37 protein-coding genes are annotated in these 16,346 nt (G+C 49.9%); 35 read left to right on the forward strand and 2 right to left on the reverse strand.

The genetic code is table 11. From position 1 onward, the window contains the following. From IC229_RS33545 to IC229_RS33640, 20 genes are all read left to right on the forward strand, one after another. The coding region (locus IC229_RS33545) for a helix-turn-helix domain-containing protein (RefSeq protein ID WP_223834365.1) at window positions 1-232 on the forward strand (232 nt) is incomplete at its 5' end. A 10-nt stretch (window positions 233-242) separates the two neighbouring features. Then, window positions 243-566, forward strand: coding sequence for a hypothetical protein (locus IC229_RS33550; RefSeq protein WP_190893157.1), 324 nt, complete (start codon window positions 243-245; stop codon window positions 564-566). A 47-nt stretch (window positions 567-613) separates the two neighbouring features. After that, the gene (locus IC229_RS33555; protein ID WP_190893159.1) at window positions 614-793 is read left to right on the forward strand and encodes a hypothetical protein; all 180 of its coding nucleotides are present in this window, start codon (window positions 614-616) and stop codon (window positions 791-793) included. A gap of 40 nt (window positions 794-833) precedes the next feature. Further along, window positions 834-1,043: a hypothetical protein gene (locus IC229_RS33560; RefSeq protein ID WP_190893027.1), complete on the forward strand. Its 210-nt coding sequence runs from the start codon at window positions 834-836 to the stop codon at window positions 1,041-1,043. After that, window positions 1,043-1,258: a helix-turn-helix transcriptional regulator gene (locus IC229_RS33565; protein ID WP_190893025.1), complete on the forward strand. Its 216-nt coding sequence runs from the start codon at window positions 1,043-1,045 to the stop codon at window positions 1,256-1,258. The genes IC229_RS33560 and IC229_RS33565 overlap by 1 nt, the downstream gene beginning before the upstream one ends. A 35-nt stretch (window positions 1,259-1,293) precedes the next feature. Then, window positions 1,294-1,506: a hypothetical protein gene (locus IC229_RS33570; RefSeq protein WP_190893161.1), complete on the forward strand. Its 213-nt coding sequence runs from the start codon at window positions 1,294-1,296 to the stop codon at window positions 1,504-1,506. Between the two features lie 45 nt (window positions 1,507-1,551). Continuing rightward, window positions 1,552-2,064, forward strand: coding sequence for a hypothetical protein (locus tag IC229_RS33575; protein WP_190893163.1), 513 nt, complete (start codon window positions 1,552-1,554; stop codon window positions 2,062-2,064). 57 nt (window positions 2,065-2,121) lie between these two features. Further along, on the forward strand, window positions 2,122-2,388 hold the full coding sequence (locus IC229_RS33580) for a hypothetical protein (protein ID WP_190893165.1): 267 nt from the start codon (window positions 2,122-2,124) through the stop codon (window positions 2,386-2,388). Window positions 2,389-2,431: 43 nt separating this feature from the next. Further along, entirely contained in the window at window positions 2,432-2,608 is a 177-nt protein-coding gene (locus IC229_RS33585; protein WP_190893166.1) for a DUF7336 domain-containing protein, read from the forward strand. A gap of 1 nt (window position 2,609) precedes the next feature. Next, window positions 2,610-2,840, forward strand: a complete 231-nt coding sequence (locus IC229_RS33590; RefSeq protein ID WP_190893168.1) for a hypothetical protein — start codon at window positions 2,610-2,612, stop codon at window positions 2,838-2,840. Between the two features lie 49 nt (window positions 2,841-2,889). Then, window positions 2,890-3,171 carry a hypothetical protein gene (locus IC229_RS33595; protein ID WP_190893169.1) on the forward strand — a complete coding sequence of 94 codons (282 nt, stop codon included), beginning with the start codon at window positions 2,890-2,892 and terminating at the stop codon, window positions 3,169-3,171. A 22-nt stretch (window positions 3,172-3,193) separates the two neighbouring features. Further along, window positions 3,194-3,430, forward strand: a complete 237-nt coding sequence (locus IC229_RS33600; protein WP_190893171.1) for a hypothetical protein — start codon at window positions 3,194-3,196, stop codon at window positions 3,428-3,430. 113 nt (window positions 3,431-3,543) lie between these two features. Then, a complete protein-coding gene (locus tag IC229_RS33605; RefSeq protein ID WP_190893173.1) occupies window positions 3,544-3,816 on the forward strand; it encodes an HNH endonuclease in 273 nt (90 codons plus the stop codon). Continuing rightward, window positions 3,813-4,163, forward strand: coding sequence for a hypothetical protein (locus tag IC229_RS33610; RefSeq protein WP_190893175.1), 351 nt, complete (start codon window positions 3,813-3,815; stop codon window positions 4,161-4,163). Before IC229_RS33605 ends, IC229_RS33610 begins: the two co-directional genes overlap by 4 nt. Beyond that, on the forward strand, window positions 4,160-4,327 hold the full coding sequence (locus tag IC229_RS33615) for a hypothetical protein (RefSeq protein WP_190893186.1): 168 nt from the start codon (window positions 4,160-4,162) through the stop codon (window positions 4,325-4,327). The genes IC229_RS33610 and IC229_RS33615 overlap by 4 nt, the downstream gene beginning before the upstream one ends. A 2-nt stretch (window positions 4,328-4,329) precedes the next feature. Then, entirely contained in the window at window positions 4,330-4,500 is a 171-nt protein-coding gene (locus IC229_RS33620) for a hypothetical protein (protein WP_190893188.1), read from the forward strand. 15 nt (window positions 4,501-4,515) lie between these two features. Further along, window positions 4,516-4,857, forward strand: coding sequence for a hypothetical protein (locus IC229_RS33625; protein ID WP_190893190.1), 342 nt, complete (start codon window positions 4,516-4,518; stop codon window positions 4,855-4,857). Window positions 4,858-4,970: 113 nt separating this feature from the next. After that, window positions 4,971-5,438, forward strand: a complete 468-nt coding sequence (locus tag IC229_RS33630) for a phage terminase small subunit P27 family (RefSeq protein WP_190893191.1) — start codon at window positions 4,971-4,973, stop codon at window positions 5,436-5,438. Continuing rightward, window positions 5,435-7,177 (forward strand): terminase large subunit, encoded by a 1,743-nt coding sequence (locus IC229_RS33635; protein WP_190893194.1) that lies wholly within the window; start codon window positions 5,435-5,437, stop codon window positions 7,175-7,177. The genes IC229_RS33630 and IC229_RS33635 overlap by 4 nt, the downstream gene beginning before the upstream one ends. After that, a complete protein-coding gene (locus IC229_RS33640; protein WP_190893196.1) occupies window positions 7,177-7,362 on the forward strand; it encodes a hypothetical protein in 186 nt (61 codons plus the stop codon). Before IC229_RS33635 ends, IC229_RS33640 begins: the two co-directional genes overlap by 1 nt. Here IC229_RS33640 and IC229_RS33645 read toward each other — a convergent pair. Both IC229_RS33645 and IC229_RS33650 read right to left on the reverse strand, forming a co-directional pair. Continuing rightward, a complete protein-coding gene (locus tag IC229_RS33645; protein ID WP_190893198.1) occupies window positions 7,359-7,844 on the reverse strand; it encodes an OB-fold protein in 486 nt (161 codons plus the stop codon). The genes IC229_RS33640 and IC229_RS33645 overlap by 4 nt on opposite strands. Window positions 7,845-7,957: 113 nt before the next feature. Further along, on the reverse strand, window positions 7,958-8,167 hold the full coding sequence (locus tag IC229_RS33650) for a hypothetical protein (RefSeq protein ID WP_190893200.1): 210 nt from the start codon (window positions 8,165-8,167) through the stop codon (window positions 7,958-7,960). A 139-nt stretch (window positions 8,168-8,306) separates the two neighbouring features. Here IC229_RS33650 and IC229_RS33655 point away from each other — a divergent pair, with 139 nt between their 5' ends. The 15 genes from IC229_RS33655 (at window position 8,307) to IC229_RS33725 (ending at window position 16,339) form a co-directional block, all read left to right on the forward strand. Next, the gene (locus IC229_RS33655) at window positions 8,307-8,657 is read left to right on the forward strand and encodes a hypothetical protein (RefSeq protein ID WP_190893202.1); all 351 of its coding nucleotides are present in this window, start codon (window positions 8,307-8,309) and stop codon (window positions 8,655-8,657) included. Between the two features lies 1 nt (window position 8,658). Continuing rightward, window positions 8,659-9,030 (forward strand): hypothetical protein, encoded by a 372-nt coding sequence (locus IC229_RS33660; protein ID WP_190893204.1) that lies wholly within the window; start codon window positions 8,659-8,661, stop codon window positions 9,028-9,030. Further along, window positions 9,027-9,194 (forward strand): hypothetical protein, encoded by a 168-nt coding sequence (locus IC229_RS33665; RefSeq protein ID WP_190893206.1) that lies wholly within the window; start codon window positions 9,027-9,029, stop codon window positions 9,192-9,194. The genes IC229_RS33660 and IC229_RS33665 overlap by 4 nt, the downstream gene beginning before the upstream one ends. Beyond that, window positions 9,195-9,470: a hypothetical protein gene (locus IC229_RS33670; protein WP_190893208.1), complete on the forward strand. Its 276-nt coding sequence runs from the start codon at window positions 9,195-9,197 to the stop codon at window positions 9,468-9,470. An 85-nt stretch (window positions 9,471-9,555) separates the two neighbouring features. After that, entirely contained in the window at window positions 9,556-10,857 is a 1,302-nt protein-coding gene (locus tag IC229_RS33675; RefSeq protein WP_190893210.1) for a phage portal protein, read from the forward strand. Further along, complete coding sequence (locus tag IC229_RS33680; RefSeq protein WP_190893212.1) at window positions 10,857-11,567, forward strand: HK97 family phage prohead protease; 711 nt, start codon at window positions 10,857-10,859, stop codon at window positions 11,565-11,567. The genes IC229_RS33675 and IC229_RS33680 overlap by 1 nt, the downstream gene beginning before the upstream one ends. Before the next feature lie 41 nt (window positions 11,568-11,608). Beyond that, a complete protein-coding gene (locus IC229_RS33685) occupies window positions 11,609-13,009 on the forward strand; it encodes a phage major capsid protein (protein WP_190893214.1) in 1,401 nt (466 codons plus the stop codon). Window positions 13,010-13,092: 83 nt separating this feature from the next. Then, entirely contained in the window at window positions 13,093-13,455 is a 363-nt protein-coding gene (locus tag IC229_RS33690) for a hypothetical protein (protein ID WP_190893216.1), read from the forward strand. Window positions 13,456-13,457: 2 nt separating this feature from the next. Next, entirely contained in the window at window positions 13,458-13,979 is a 522-nt protein-coding gene (locus tag IC229_RS33695) for a head-tail connector protein (protein ID WP_190893218.1), read from the forward strand. A 2-nt stretch (window positions 13,980-13,981) separates the two neighbouring features. Next, window positions 13,982-14,320: a phage head closure protein gene (locus tag IC229_RS33700; protein ID WP_190893220.1), complete on the forward strand. Its 339-nt coding sequence runs from the start codon at window positions 13,982-13,984 to the stop codon at window positions 14,318-14,320. A 5-nt stretch (window positions 14,321-14,325) separates the two neighbouring features. Further along, window positions 14,326-14,805 (forward strand): hypothetical protein, encoded by a 480-nt coding sequence (locus IC229_RS33705; RefSeq protein WP_190893222.1) that lies wholly within the window; start codon window positions 14,326-14,328, stop codon window positions 14,803-14,805. After that, window positions 14,802-15,188, forward strand: a complete 387-nt coding sequence (locus tag IC229_RS33710) for a hypothetical protein (RefSeq protein WP_190893224.1) — start codon at window positions 14,802-14,804, stop codon at window positions 15,186-15,188. Before IC229_RS33705 ends, IC229_RS33710 begins: the two co-directional genes overlap by 4 nt. Before the next feature lie 5 nt (window positions 15,189-15,193). Continuing rightward, a complete protein-coding gene (locus tag IC229_RS33715) occupies window positions 15,194-15,661 on the forward strand; it encodes a hypothetical protein (protein WP_190893225.1) in 468 nt (155 codons plus the stop codon). A 1-nt stretch (window position 15,662) separates the two neighbouring features. Continuing rightward, a complete protein-coding gene (locus tag IC229_RS33720) occupies window positions 15,663-16,037 on the forward strand; it encodes a hypothetical protein (RefSeq protein ID WP_190893227.1) in 375 nt (124 codons plus the stop codon). An 8-nt stretch (window positions 16,038-16,045) separates the two neighbouring features. Next, on the forward strand, window positions 16,046-16,339 hold the full coding sequence (locus IC229_RS33725) for a phage tail assembly chaperone (RefSeq protein ID WP_394356000.1): 294 nt from the start codon (window positions 16,046-16,048) through the stop codon (window positions 16,337-16,339). Window positions 16,340-16,346: the final 7 nt, after the last annotated feature.

Raw genomic sequence — 16,346 nt, forward strand, 5'->3', positions numbered from 1 at the left:
CGCACCCCGCTATTTTTACGGCATGTCTGAAAAACTACAGAAAGCCGTAGGGGAAACCGTCAGAGCCGCCCGTAAAGCCGCCGGTATGACCCAAACCGAACTGGGTGAACTCGCAGGGATGAAACAGCCCAACATAGCCGCCCTCGAAAAGGGAAAAGGTAATCTATCGCTTGACCAACTCGAAAAGATCGCTGTTGCGTTGGGCAAGGATGTAAAGGTGCTACTGCAATAACCCGGCAGGCTTGACAACCCGAAACGTCGAAGAGCCGGAGCGGGTGCCGGGCGGGGAGAGGGAAAATAACACGAAAAAGATGAAGGAGACGACAGAAGAAGCGGCAGTAACGCCACAAATGGCTCGTATTTGGGCCTCAGAAGCTCAAAAGGAAAATCTCAAACAGGCGCTAAAGCGTGTGGAGCAGGAGGCCAGAAGAGGCTTTCATGAAGTCATTTTATTTGATTTTGGTCTTGACCTTGAAATGTGTGGGGCGTTGATGGGTATGGGCTTTTCTGTGTCCAGAATAGTTGAACCTGCATTGCAGCGTGAATTAATTCGAATAAGCTGGTAACCCTAACTAACCCGGCCTGCGGTGCAGCGCCAGAGAAGACAAGAGCGATGGAAGAGAACGAAGAACAGGTATACCTTCAGGTAAAAGCTAAACGGGATGAGTACCGTAGACGGTGCGCGTCGGCTCACCTGAGCAACTACATTACCATTCAGCAGGTTCTTGACGGTAAGAACCTGGAAGACTATTGTAAACACTATGAAGACAGGCACGGAATCCCCCGCACGTAAAAGGTTCTGGGTAAGCTGGTATGACTTCTCTAAATCGAAGGTGGAACCACAATCCAGTTTTACATTCTGGGTGAGTGGCTATGGTCAGAGCAGTAGAACCATTTGTGCGGTCATCGATGCCGAAAGTGAAGAGGCAGTCTGGAAGCGCGTTCACCGCCACTTTCGCCGTATCGAACAGCGCTTTATTGATGAGGTAGCCGTCGACTGGAAACCGAACGACCGTTTCCCATCCGAAAATATGAGAACCTGATGACAGTCAATCTGGATTTACGCAAACTGGCAAAGGCACTTGACGAAAAACGGTATAAAGAGCGTGTGACGCTCCGTGAACTCTCGAAAGAGTTAGGCGTCAGCACCTCAACGCTTTCGCGTCTGGAATCGGGACGTATGCCGGATTTGACCACCTACATCATTGTTTGCCGGTACCTGAACCGACCGTTCAACCACTTTTTTACAGTCGATTAACCCACCACGCGGGGCCAGATAAGAAACGAAAAACGATGAAATTCTACCAAATTACAATACTCAGAAATCGTGCTCACATTCAGGTGGGCATTGTAAAGGCTTCCAGTCACGATAAAGCATTTGAGGTTTTTAAAGAAAAGTCTGTGTTGACTGATGAGGTGCTGTATTCGGAAATTTTAACTCCTGAACGGCTACACAAGTGCTTGAAAGCAGAGTTGCCCGGTCAATGCCTGATTGGAGCACGTTAACCCCACCCCGACCACTACGCGGGGCCAGATAAGAAACGAAAAACGATGATGATGGAAGAGACGCAATTAACCCTACCCCAACTCGCCCGGTTTATGGGCAAGAAAGTGCAGTATGAAGCATTCGCATACGATGAGGTGCTTGTGTCTTGTGGCTGGGTTCAGCGAATAGGCATATTGACCTTAGAGATTTTACTACGTTATAACAAATACCAGATTGAAGCTACCCGCAACATCCGGCCCTACCTCAGGCCAATGGAGAGCCTGACGGAGGAGGAAATGGCCGTGATGATGCAGAAGACTTTCGGGTGGAGAAAACCCGTTCCGGTCAAGTATCATTACGATGTAGGCAATACGGACCATAGCTTTGAAGCAAATGGCTATGTGTTACACTTGAGTACGTACCGCCAGGACTGTAAAGTTTGGGATGAAGGGGATGGGATTGGACAGTATTTCAACCCGTTTACCCTCCACGATTATCTGGACGAACTTGGCATCGATTACCGCAACTGGATACCACAGGGATTAGCCCTTGCCACTAACAACACACCCCAGCCATGAGCCGGGGCAAACCAGAGAGGAGCGATGGAAGAGACGAATGCTCAAAATCGATAAATTATGAAAAAGAAAAGTACACCAACTGTATGCCGTATTGCCTCTCTACATAACTTCAACAATGTACTGTTAGGTCGTGATCTTGCTGGAATCTTTGAGTCTGGGCACGTCTATAACTTTCGCAAGGTTGCGGGGATAATTATGGTTGAAGATTTAGGCGAACATGCAATGGACGAAGCAATAGGGGGCGCAACAATTAGTGTTTATGCCACTTCTGGCGTCCATTGTCTGACTAAAGCAGAATACGAGTACCAACTTAACCAACCCTAACCCCCGACCACCACGCAAGGGGAGCGGTTTTATAACTTACCGTATGGAAGAATCACCCACCACCGTTTTTGTCGTTAAGTCTCAGGTATGGGGCTGTGATGGCTACATTATACAAGGCGTGTACAGCACCCGGCAGAAAGCCGACGAAGCCGTAGCATTCGGGCATGAGTTCGAGATGGATGAAGTTGAATTAGATAAAATGCCCGATTCCCGTTTTTGATATGATAACAGAAAAAGACTTGCTAGCCGCGGGTTACACCAAAGAGGACTCTGAATTGCCTGTCCCCGGCGAGATGCAGAATCTGGGCTACCGGGTTGAAGAAGTCTGGTACTGCGCTTCCAGCGATACTACCCTTTCGCTGTACACCTGTGGCGACTTGCCCGACCGCTGTTTTCTGATAGCGGATGATTTGAGTGAAACCGAACTAACTCATCCTTCGCAGATTCCTTAGCGGTCAGGGTAGTGGCGGGGAGGGAGTGAACTATTAACGAAGAGCCTGTATGAAATTACGACGCTATAAACGGCACTGGTGGGTATTGGAGGCTTTTGGCATTCATTTTACCCTGCAATGGATTCCCCTGAAAGCGCTGAAGCGATACCGTGAACTTGGTCAGCAGATTGTCTGGGCACGTGACGACAAGCAAAAGCAACTGCATTTAATCGCCGAGCGCTCGCAGATTGGCAATGCGTACGACATTGACCCATGCGCCGAAAAAATGGACGCCGTTGCTGAACAGGCCCGGATAAATGAATCGCTGAACAGGCAAACAAACCGGACGTAAGCCCACCCCTTGACACGTAGCTATGAGTACAATAAAGCTAACCCGATGGATGCTGGACCACTACCAGCAGGTTGTCAATACGTCCGGGCATGATACCCGATTCGTCGTGGTTCCTCACATGGTGAAGGACGGACTTGAGAAATTAACCTTTGAGCGTGATAAAGCCGGACTAACCTGGACACTGCGAACGCCTATTCTGATCGTCAGTAATGAAGAATTAGGCTTCGATCCCGACTACAACCCATACAGCACCTCATAGCGATTTTGGTCCAATTTGCACAATTGGACTTTTTATTCTTATTTTACTTTGCAAGACGAAGTAATTTGTTATAAAAAGCAATGCCGACTAAAAACAACCCGGTCCGGCCGTGGATGAAGAAAAAACCGGTGAGCGCCAACCAGGGACGGGCCAACCCGCACCGCGAGATATACGGTAGTTCGGCGTGGCGAAAGGATTCACTGGCACATCGTGAGCAAAATCCACTCTGTGCGCAGTGCTACAAGGAAGGACGCCTGACACCAGGCACCGTGAGCGATCACATCGTGTCGATCAACCAGGGCGGTGACGTCTGGGATTGGGAGAATAGACAGAATTTGTGCAAAAAATGCCACGCGCGCAAGTCGAATTCGGAACGTAACTCATGAAGCCCATATCCACCCTTAACGACAACACACTGGAAGCGGCTTATTGCATCCTACAGGCTATTAACGACTCGGAAGCTAATAACTACACCGTTCAGAACCTGAAACGTGGTCTTTGTGCGCTACTGGACGTAGATATGGAGTTTAATGTCGCTCTATTAACGGCACAAATCAACGAAGAGCATTATCATCGCCGGGTAAAAGATCAGGATAGCCTGTTTCTTATGATCCGTGGTTTTGGGAATTGGAATTACCTGAAAGGCGACGGTATCAGCAAAGAGCAGTTTATAGGCTCAATGAGCCGAATGTATGATGAACTGAAGGCTAAATCTAAGATACTAACCCCATGAAACGACGCAACTTCATTACCACCCTGCTTGACTTGCCACTCGCAAAGCCAGCGAAGGCAACGCCACCGCCTACCGCTGTAGTAGTGCCGGATATTCGGATTGATGGGCAACAGTTACGGATTGTATTGAGCAGGGTTAAGCAGGATTTAAGTCAATACATATAGCTATGAGCCGAAAGAATAACAAATACGGTAAGCCTATTGTGAGCGTACCACTTGACCCAAGAGCAACGGGAAGCTTTGTTCATGTTTCTACCATGTCCAAAGACGGAACGGTAAACCCTAAAGTGGTACGTGGTGATGATATGATGATGTTCATTAAGCAGCCCAACAACTAGCCAATCACCACCACCATGTACAAGATCAGCGTAACGGTTAAGGATGTGACGATAACGGAAGAGTATGAACGTGAGCTATCAACACAAAAGCGTAAGGATACTATACATTACCTGTTGGATAAGCTTGTGAATGACATGAAGCCGAAAGGTTGTTTGATCGTTCCAGATATTAAGATTGATGTAAGTGAAATACGTGCTGCATTGGAACGTAGTAGTGATGCACTTAATCAAGTATCCGACTTCGCTAAAGGTGGTATCATAAAGAGCGAAGAAACAATAACCGTTGCTTGTAAAGAAGGCGAGTTTGAGGTTAAGAAGGAAGAGGACAAACCACGCTGGCGACGCGAGGATGCGTGACAGGGAGGGGTGTAGCAAATCTCCAGACCTAACGTCTTTTACGACCGCATGTCCAGTCTTTCTCACGTGCGTGCAAAACTCAGAGGGGGGTTCCGATAAATTTCATATGAAAAATGCGACCTAGAAAACCAACCGTCATAAAACAGCTACAAGGCACGGCACAACCGTCCAGAATCCTTCAAAACGAGGTAAAACCGCAGGCGGTAACGATGCCCACGCCACCCGACTGGCTCAGTGATTACGCTAAAGATGAATGGTATACGCAAACACTTGAAATGGAGTCGCTGGGTATATTATCGGTGATGGACTTATCGATGCTGGCGATGTACTGTCAGCAGGTTGGTATTTTTCGGCAGGCGCAGGAAGAAATGAAAGATGAAGAACTGGTAGTGACTACACCTAACGGAGCGTTACAGCCCAATCCATTATTAGGCATTGCCAACAAAGCATCTGATTCGGCGCTGAAGATTGCAAGTCAGTTCGGCTTTACACCCTCAGCACGTACCCGAATCGGGGCGAATCCAACCCAAAAAGAGGAAGACCCACTGGAGGCACTGCTTAAACGACGCAATTCGCAATGATAGACCCGATTGAACAGGCCAAAAGTTATATTGAACAGGTGCATACAGGATCAATTCTAACCTGTAAACCTGTTCAGATGGCTGTCAATCGACACCTAAATGACCTTGAAACCGGCCATGAACGCGGCTTATACTTCGATGAAGATGCGGCTTATATTGCCCTTAGCTTCTTTCCGCTACTAAGCCACTCCAAAGGAAAGTGGGCAGGCAAGCCCTTCATACTCTCCGACTGGCAAGCCTTCTTTGTTTACTGTCTTTTTGGGTGGAAACGTTCTGACGGTACCCGCCGCTTCCGGATTGCCTACGCAGAAATCGCGCGAAAAAACGGAAAATCCACGTTTGCCGCGGCCATTGGCCTTTATATGCTGATTGCTGATGGTGAGGCAGGGGCTGAGGTCTACACAGCCGCGACGACCCGCGACCAGGCTAAAATCTGCTTTACCGAGGCCCGTAATATGGCGCTTAAATCGGCACCACTGAGAAAAAAAGCAACCGTTCTTACGCACAATATCCACGTACTTAGTACCGCCTCCAAGATGGAGGCACTGAGTTCAGATTACAATACGCTGGATGGGCCAAACCCGCACTGTGTCATACTTGACGAAATACACGCCTACAAAACATCGGGCTTGTACGATATATTCATTTCAGCCGTTGGTGCCAGAGATCAGCCGTTAATCCTGATGATTACCACCGCTGGTTTTAATCAGGAATGGTTCTGCTTCCAGCAACGTAAGTACGGATTACAGGTACTAGAAGGGACGCTCAATGATGATGAGCTGATGGTAATGATATTTACCCTGGATGAAGAGGATGAATGGACTGACGAAAGGTTATGGGTGAAGGCAAATCCAAATTTAGGCGAATCCCCCTCCTGGACGTACCTGCGTGGGCGCATTCATACCGCCAAACAGAAGCCGGCCGAACAGTACAACGTCAAGACAAAGAACCTGAATTTATGGGTCGATGCACCTAAGGTCTGGATTGATTCCGATAAGTGGAATGAATGCACAGGCGATGTTGATGAGATCGAACTTGAAGGTCAAACCTGCTATGCGGGACTTGACTTAGCCACGAAAGGGGATTTTAACGCATGGATTAAACTGTTTCCGCTAGAAGATGGATGCTTTAAACTGCTTTGTACATTCTGGATACCCGAGGACAGCGTTCAGAAACACGTTGACAATGGGCTAAAGCAGTTGCCGGAATGGATTGATTCGGGTCTGGTAAAAGCTACGCCGGGTAATTATGTTGATTACAAAGCCATTTTGGAAGATATTTTGGCCGATTTCGAGCGGTTCGATATAGTCAGTGCCGCGAAAGATCCGTGGAATTCAGCCTGGATGTATCAGGAGTTGAACGAAAAACTACAGCCGGGCTATCGGGACGGCAAGCCCGTTGACCGAATTAGCGATTTTGCACAAACGATCAAAAACATGACCTCGCCAACGGTTTATCTGGAAGATTTGGTCGATGAAAAAAAACTGATACACGATGGAAACCCGGTTATGGCCTGGATGATGCGAAACGTCGTACTGGAATATCTGGGCAAAGAAGTAGAAGATTTAATTTCAGGTAAACCGCAACAGGCCCGTAAGCCTTCCAAGATGAAAAGCAGCAAAAAGATCGACGGACCCGTTGCTGCCGTTATGGCACTGGGCGAATACCTGACCTGGAACTGGCAGGGCGATAACGACGGCGAGAGTCAATACGAGAATCAAACCCTGTTTAGCTTCTGATGAACACACTCAATAAACCCGACCTGCACGCTTATTTTTACGACACGTACTTTCTACCCACCCAGCAGCAGAACCCGGCTGACCCTATCCCCAAAGTGCTGGAAAAGGCACTGGATGCCATCCCCTTTCAGGCGCGTATCAGTGAACGGACATTGCAGCGGATACGGGCGAAGAAAGAGCGTTAGGGTTTATTTATAACCTGGCAGTCTTTCATTAAAACATTCATCATTAACCCGCTACATGTGCCTTTTACGAGTACCTTTTGCCCTTTAGAGAGTTCAGCGACGGCGTTTTCGTCATCAATAAAGCACTGAACGTTTCTAATTGGGTCTTGTGACTTAAGGGTAATGTAGATGTTATTCGTTATATCCTTCGCTATCGCATCAATCTTACCCGAAACATAGAATTCTTTATCCTTAAGTTCTTTATCCGCCTTCACTTCATTTTCCATGTAAAAGCTAACCAGATTATCGGCGGGTATGGTGTTCTTTTTAATTGTTTCGGCTTCTGCTTTAGCAATACTGTCTTTTTGGGTGGCCGTTAATTCGGTAGTGGCTTTAGAGTCTGTTTCGGTAGTAGGTTTATTGTCACCTCCTAATCGAGCAATGATACCTAATACAAAAAAGAAGGCTAAGGCATACAGGAAGTAACGAAGGAATTTAGGCATGACAAGGTAAGGTTTAGGTGTTATGCCGGTAAAGTAGTTATTGGTTACATATACTGCAAACAGATTTACTAATCGGCATAAAAAAACCCGTTGGATGAGACGGGCGCGTGGGTTCACTCCGGAATAGCGATCTGCTCTTTCAAGATGTCAATACACCACTGCCGTTGGTCCGGAGTCATCACAAAGCCGTTCTCCAGTGGCTTCGCTTCGGCTTCGGTTATTTGCATCCAGCCTTTACCGCCCCCGAGCCGTTTGTAGTAGTTGCCATCAATACGGCAGTACAACTTACTTGCGTCGTTGAAAAAGAGATCACCGTCTTTCATAAGTCCAAAAGTACGGATTAATCCTCTACCTCTACCTACACCTCTAATTTCAGACATTTGTCTGATTATTTTCGACATATTTCCAATTTTCCGCCAATCTGTCACCCCTTTCCTGCTGAATGTTGCCGAACTTTAGGGTATGGCGATTGAGCAACTTCTCGACATACCGCGCGGGTCTTACGTGACCCTGCACTGCCAGACCACCGACAAGCCCATCTACTTCTGCCGGGATGATGATTCGGGGCGCAAACGGTTCACCCCATCGGCTAAATACGCGCACCTGTCAGCTATTCCCTATCAGGTATCGGGTATGTACAAGGGGATTGAGCAGGAGGGGGATTTTGTCTACATGCTGGTTGAATACCAGGGTGAAGGACCAGTGCTACGCCACTCTAAATACGGCATTAAAATAGCGGGCTGGGAACCCCGGCTAAAAATTGCCCACGTACCCATCAAGGCGGTACGCTGGCCCGAAATACACAAGAATTGACATGAAAAATATAAGCAGTGAAATTCAGTTCATACTCAATACGATTCTTTCGTTTGTCTGCTTTGGTATAGCTAATCTGTGGCAACGGGTGCGCAATCTTGAAAGAAAAGATTACCTAGAAGCAATTTCCATCAAAGGAGTTGGCTCACTTACAAAAGACCACATAATCACCTACGCGCAAAAGCAACCTCACCGGATTAGTATGGTGATTCCTGAAGCCAATATTCTGCATTTGTCCGATATAACACTAGAACAGCGAGGCTTGTCTCTACCCTATATAACGGTTTCGGGCATTAAGGCGGCTTTTGTGCAATTGACATTCAACAGTGAAGGGTTTATTGAGACTATTCACATAGAGTCAGAGCAATCATGAAAAAGACAATCGGCTGGACTCTGGTAGCCTTAGTAAATATTGGTTCATGGACGTCAATTTTCTACTTCGGTGGATGGTTGGCGGCTTTACTTTGCCTGGTTATCATGCTGGCTGGTGTTGGTCTTATGTTAATCATTATCTGGTTATTCACCTCCGACGATTAAATGCCCCTCAAAATCCCCACCTTACCGCTCGATACGACCACGCTCGAAGTGGTCAGCTTCGTGCTGCGCTTCAATACCAAAACGGGCTTTTTCGAGGTGTATGAGCAAAAACTTTCCGAACTCTGGCCGGTGGGCAGAAGCAAAAAGCGGGGCGTAAAAACCAAAGCCTACGAGGCGACCGAATCCCTGCACTTACAAATTTTTGGGCACCGACGATATGCGGATAAAGAGGTATTTTTTAATGCCTACTCCAACTGGCAGACCGCCAAAGTTTGAGATAACCAAATGTGCGTGTATGTATCACCGTTAGTCACTGCTTCATCTTCGTCCCATTCTTCATTTTTACTGACGAGCGGACGCATTGGGCATCAAGTCCTTTTTCTCCAACCTATTCTACCCCGAATCCACCGAGCAGCGTAGCGGTGGCGTTTCCCCGTCTGTCACCTACGGGCTCACCGACCCAAAAATCAGCGAACTATTCTCGCTCAACAGTGGGCCTGTTACGGTAAGCGAAGAAACGGCGCTGACACTGGCAACGGTGTTTCGATGCGTAGATGTGCTCAGCTCATCGTTTGCATCGCTTCCCTGGGAACTTTACCGCAACGAAGGACCGGTCAGTAATCCCGCCATCGGGCATCCAGTGCGTTCGCTGCTGATTCGTCCGCACAAGAATCAAACCTCCTACGTCTGGCGCAAAACCTTGCTGGCTACCGCTCTTCTGTGGGGCAATGGCTACGCCCGCATTATTCGCAACGGCGTATATAGACCAACTGGACTTAAGCTCTATCACCCCAGCGAAGTGCTGGTTACAACGGACCGCTACAAAGACACCGTAGAGTACCGATTCCCCGATGTACCCGGTACGGTGTCGGCCGACGATGTAATCCATTTGAAGCTGTTTAGTACCGACGGCATAATAGGTCGCTCGGTTATTCGACAGGCTGCCGACAGTATAAAGGTGCCGCTTCAATCGCGCCGATTTGCCACCAAACTCATGGAGAACGGTGCGCGTCCGGCTGGTATTATAACTCACCCGCGACAACTCAAGGATACTCAGAAGAAAAACATCGCTTCGGGTTGGTTTTCAACGCACGGCGGTGAAAATAACGTCGGCAAAACGGCTATTCTGGACGAGGGGATGGAGTTTAAAGCTGTCGGCATTAATCCAGTCGATGCCCAGCTTCTGGAGTTAATGAAAATGTCGCGCGAAGAAGTTTGCGCCCTGTTTGGTGTGCCTCAGCATATGGCTGGGATTCTTGACCGTAGCACCAATAACAACATTGAGCATCAGGGGCTGGAATTCGTCGCGTATTCGCTCAAGCCTCACGTCATCAACTTTCAGCAGGAGTTTGACTACAAGACGCTTCGCTTCCAAGAGTTGGGCGTAATAACGAACGAACTGGACCTGGACGATCTGCACCTGACGGATATTGCCACTCGCCAACGACTGTTCCAGTTTGCCCGCACCAACGGTATCATGAGCGCCAATGAGGTACGCGACCGTATGGGCATGAACCCCTACGAGGGCGGAGATACCTACTACATCCAGGGAGCTATGGTGCCTATTGACACTAAAACCGGCTTTCCGATTCAGCCCACCAAACCCACTGCCGACACCAAAAACGGCACGCCGGTCAACGGGCATAAACTATCCGAGAACTGATGGAAGAAATTGAACTCAGAGCCATACCCAATCCAATTGCACTAGAAACCCGCGCTGACGGAAAACAGTACTTTGTCGGCCGGGCAATTGCCTTCAACGTATGGAGTCAACCGTTAGGCGGCTGGTTTCAGGAACGGATCAACCGCCGGGCGCTGGATAACTGTAAAATGGATGACGTGGTGGCAAAGTTCAATCACGACCCCAACTTCACCCTCGCCCGTACTCCTGAAACGCTCAAGCTGGAAATTCGGGACGATGGCTTATGGTATGAATTTCCGTATGATCCCGCTGACCCCGACCACCAGCGCGTCGCGGCTAAAATTGCCCGGGGCGACTGCCGGGGATCTTCGTTCGAGTTCCGCATCCGCAAAGGAGGGGCAACCTGGACGATGAAAGAGGGCGACGACGGTTACGAGAAGCGCGATGTGATGGATATTGAGGAGCTATTCGACGTAGCACCCGTCATCAACCCTGCATACCTGCAAACCTCAGCCGGGCTTACCAAACGCTCCCTTGATGCCATTGCCGCCGAACGCGATGAGTTCTTGAGTGAGCAGCGTCAACGGGCTTTAGCGGATGGACATAGTTCTACCGAAGAAACAGCGCACAGCGAAGAGCTAACCCGCGACGAAACACCAACCAACGAAACCACCGATACCGACGCCATTACCTGTGAGCAGGATATAATGGCGATGGAACTGGATGACTGATAAACCCGACGGGTCGGCGGTCTTCCGACCCACCGTTCACTATGTTAAAAGAAAAACGCGACCTGTTGGGGCAGAAAAAAGAAGCACGGCAGGCGATTTACGACAAATGCGTAGCGGAAAAACGCAGCCGCACCGCCGAGGAAACAACCCAGTGGAAAACACTGGGCGATGAAATCAAGGCACTGGAAGAAGAGATCCGATTCCTGGAAGACGGCGAACGTGAAAGCCGCCAGAACGCCAACATTCCTGTGCAGGGTGTGCATTCAGGTGTAGCGGGTAACACCCACTCATCGGACGGCGAGCAGCGCGATTTAGCGCAGTTTAGCTTAGGTCGGGTTATCCGGGCCAAAATGGACGGCGAACGCATCGAAGGCATTGACGCTGAAGTGCTCCAGGAAGGTAAAGCCGAGGCCACCCGCCGGGGCATCACCACGCAGGGCAACGTGGTTATACCCTACGAAAAATTTGCCATCAACAAGGAAGGGCGCGATATTGTCAAGGCAGCTTTAGAGCGTCGTGATATGTCGGCAACGGGCCAGACCACGACGGCAGGCGATCAGGGTGGACAGACAATTACGACTACGATTGCTAGTCTTTATCTTGCTCTGTTCAATCAGTTGGTGTTACGGAGCATGGGCGCTACGTTCATGCCTAACCTGAAAGGGAACCTGGCTATACCTCGTGTTGTCAAAGGCACCTCGCCTACCTGGAAATCTGAGAATGCGCAGGCGGATGAAATTAGCCCAACGATTGCAAGCTCGCAACTGTCTCCACAGCGTCTGCCGGCTGTTATTGAGGTATCGAATCAGCTCATGATGCAATCGGATGAGAATATCTCTCAGGTTGTCAGCAATTATCTGGTTGATGAGATTAGCTCAATTTTCGAAGCCGCATCAATCAATGGCGCAGGTCACGGTTCGAATATGCCGCTGGGTATCCTGAACACATCTGGCATTGGTGCTGTATACGCAGGCGGTGCTGCTGCATCGGGAACAAACGCAAACGGCGCAGCGCTGGTTTGGGCGGATGTGGTAAACCTGTTTACTAAACTGTCAGTAGGTAACGCCAACTTCGGCACAATGGGTTATCTGTTGAATCCTGTCACAGTTGGTTTCTTACAACAAACTCTGGTAGCGGGCAACACGGCGGCTCAGTTCATTCTCAAAGAGGGTGCCCAGACGCTGAACGCCTTCAAGGTTGGTATCACCAATAACGTGCCGTCTAACTTATCAAAAGGCTCTTCGACAGGCATTCTGTCCTCAGTGATCTTCGGCAACTACCGCGATTTGTGGATTGGCACCTGGGGTGGTCTTGATCTGCTGGTAAACCCCTACTCGAAAGACGATCAGGGCTTAACCCGCATCAACGCAGCCTTATATGCTGACTCTGCCGTGGTTCGTCCTGAATCGTTTGCTGCTATCAAAGACGCCAAGCTCTCGTAGTCTTTAATTTTTCCATTGACCAATCGTGAATAGCGGTCGGCGGACGTGCTAAACCGCTATTCACTCTAACTCAACTTACCACAATGGCAAAGTACGAATTCATTAAAGGGCATACCCTGTTCAGCTATTTCGCAGGCGACGTAGTAGATGCAGGCGATGTTGGCGGGGCTGAAAACGCCAAGAAACTGGTAGATGGTGGGTTTTTGAAGCCCTATTCGAAAGACGACGCCAAAGAAACGCCGGAAGATAAGATTAAAACGCACGATCTGGAAATACGGACGGGCGCTGAGGCCAATTCCCTAATTGGACAGAGCCAACCCGACACGGGCGAGGGTCAGGTAATTGCCGATGTGTCCGACCGTGAGCGTTTGGGTCTTGATGAAAAGCCCGTAGTCGTTCCGAAAGAAGACAAACTGACCGCTAAAAACGTCCAGGGTAAAGTATAGTAATGCGCTACGTGTTCACCTCCGATGCCGAGCTTCCCGACGTGATGGATATTCCGTTTCTGTCGGGAAGCTGGGCGCGGGCTTATGGTGACGACACGGTAGTGAATTACCTGCTTAAAGCCTCGATGCGCTACGCTGAGGGGTTCTGCGACCAACCGTTGTTTGAGCGGTCGTTTACCGTGAAACTACCCGCTTTCGGGTGTGGCGGTTTACTACCAGGCATCAACGCCAACGTGACGACTATCACCTACGATACGGCACTGGCGACGGGCGTGAGCTTCGATTCGACGGGATACAGCGTGGAAAATGGCAATCTGGCATTCGTTCGACAGGCTACCTCTATACTCTCCCCCAAACAGGTAATCATTACCTACACGGCGGGGTACGGAGTGGATAAGCTGCCAGAAGATTTGGGCCTTGCGCTGATGCTGCTGGTGGCGAACCACTACGACAACCGAGCGAACCCGGTGAGCGAACGGCGAACGGCAGCGGATAGCCTGCTGCAAAATTACAAGCTCTACTAATCATGGCCGATAAAAAACTACAGGCGGGCGATCTGGACCGGAAAATCAAGCTCTTTCACCGCAACGACGTTCGGGACAATCACGGGGTAAAAACCTCCATTGATAACGAACCTTATGCGGAGGTATGGGCAAAAAAAGCTGATAAGTCCGGCTCGGAAAAGGAAGAGGCCGGGGTGAAAACCCAGGCTGTTGCCACCACCGAGTTCACCATCCGCTACCGGGACGACGTAAAGAAAACCGATGTGATTGAATGCAAAGGGATTCGCTACGATGTACAAAGTGTGGGGGAAGGCGAGGGACGTTTACAGTGGACCGTTATCACGACTAAAACCCGCGACTAACCCGTATGGCTATCCGAATCGACGCGCAGCAACTGGCTCAGTTTGACAAAGACCTTGCCAAAGCAGGACGGGCGTTTGATTACAACGTAACGGCTACGATTCTGCGTAAATCCGGCAAACCCATGCTGGCGGCTGCCATGACACTGGTTCCGATTGGCAGTACGTTTCGCTACGAGCGGGGACGCAACAGCGGCGATAGTTCCGTGGGCGGTACGTATGACCGGGGCGGGGCTACCAGACGGGATTTGCGCCTGAAAGTGGTCAGCGATGCACAGGGCAACGCGGTACTGCTGGTGGGGGTGAATAAAAACCGGGGACACGTGGGCTGGCGGACGCATCTGATCACCCGCGCCAACAAAAATCGGCGAACGCCTAACGATTTCCTGGGTAAAGCAGAGAGTCAGACAATTGATATAGTTATCAACTCGTTCGGCACCGACGCGCAGGAAGTCATCAGACGCATTTTAAAACGGGCTGCCCGATGATTGGCGTACCTATCCGAGCACTGGCGCTGGAACAGGCAGGCATCACCGATCTGGTCGCGGAGCGGATTTCTTCGATTCGCTTTGTGCAGTCCGATGAGCTACCTGCCATCATGTACAGCACGGATGATATGAAGCCTGTCGCCTGCCGGTCGTCTCATAACGAATACGAAGGCCGGGTTGAACTGTCGATTCTGGCGACGCATCCGCAGCAAATTGAAGACCTGATAACCGCCCTGCGGCTCACCTTTGACCGATTTGAAGGCATTTCTGCCGGTTGGCACCTCAGATTCAGTAATGGCACCGAGGGGCCCGACGATCAGGATGAAGACCTGAAGGCTTACTACAAACGGATTGATTACAACGTACACGCACAAAAACTCTAAAACCAATGGCTGCAATAGCGCGAACTGTCGAACAGATCGACGGCAAATCCATTAATATCTACTTCAAAAAGCCCGGCGGCTCAACCTTCATTCTGTTTGGTTGCGCTACCACAGTAGACTACGATTTCACTGGGGCTGCCATTGAGAAAACGGCGTGTCGGGCTGGCTCGAAGCGGGCTGCCAGTGGGGATATTGACCCACCTACGGTAACGGTAGACAGCCTGAACCGTCAGTACGCATCTGGCGCGGTTGCTACCAACATATCCAACAAGGAAGTGAAGGGCTGGATTCGCAGCTCAACGCCGGTCGATGTAATGATTGAGTTCGGAGGTATGATAGGTGATGAAACCGAAACGGGCACAGCGTTACTTTCTGACTTCTCTGTCAAAGGCCCGCAGGAAGGCAACTCCACGGCCAGTTTCAAAGTGAATTTCGTAGACCAAACCACTCTCGGCACCACCGCAGCGCCTTAGTATGACCACTATCGATCACATTATAAACGGGGAATACGCTTGTCAGGTGGGCGGTCAGCAGCGAACCTTTAAGTTCGGCAACCTGACCTATAAGCTCATCGAGTCCAAAGAGGCAACCGGCAACTTTGACAGCATGGGTATTGTCCTGTGGGCGGGCCTGATGGTTCGTCACGCGCAAAACAATTTGCCCGCTGACTTCGACGTGGATATGGCGCTCGACTGGAGCGATGAGATGAGTGACGACGATCTGGCGGCGGTATTTGCGCTGTCACAGAAAGCGACCTCGCGCATAAAAAACGTCGAAGACCGGGTAGCCGCGCTGCTCGGTCAAAGCGCAAGCCCCGCCCCATCGACTGGGAAGAGCGCCAGGTCCTAGCCCACGAAATCGGCCTGTCTCCCGCTGAATTCTGGGAGATGACACCCGCCGATTTTAGTCGCATGCTGGAGGGTTATTATTACCGCAACCGTCAGCAGGGCGTATACTTCCGCGAACTCTATGCCCTGCTATTCAACATCAATAAGGGCGAGAAAACGCCCTACCTCGAACCTAAAGAGGTGCTTCGGCTGATTGGCGAACCCAGGTCGAAGAAAGTGAAAAACAAAACCGCGCTGCTCACCCCTGAACAGATTCAGCTAATGGAAGAGCGCGTGAACCGACAAATGGGGCTATTGCCCTGACGTAACC

The organism is Spirosoma profusum (assembly GCF_014699005.1).
Classification (GTDB): Bacteria; Bacteroidota; Bacteroidia; order Cytophagales; family Spirosomataceae; genus Spirosoma; species Spirosoma profusum.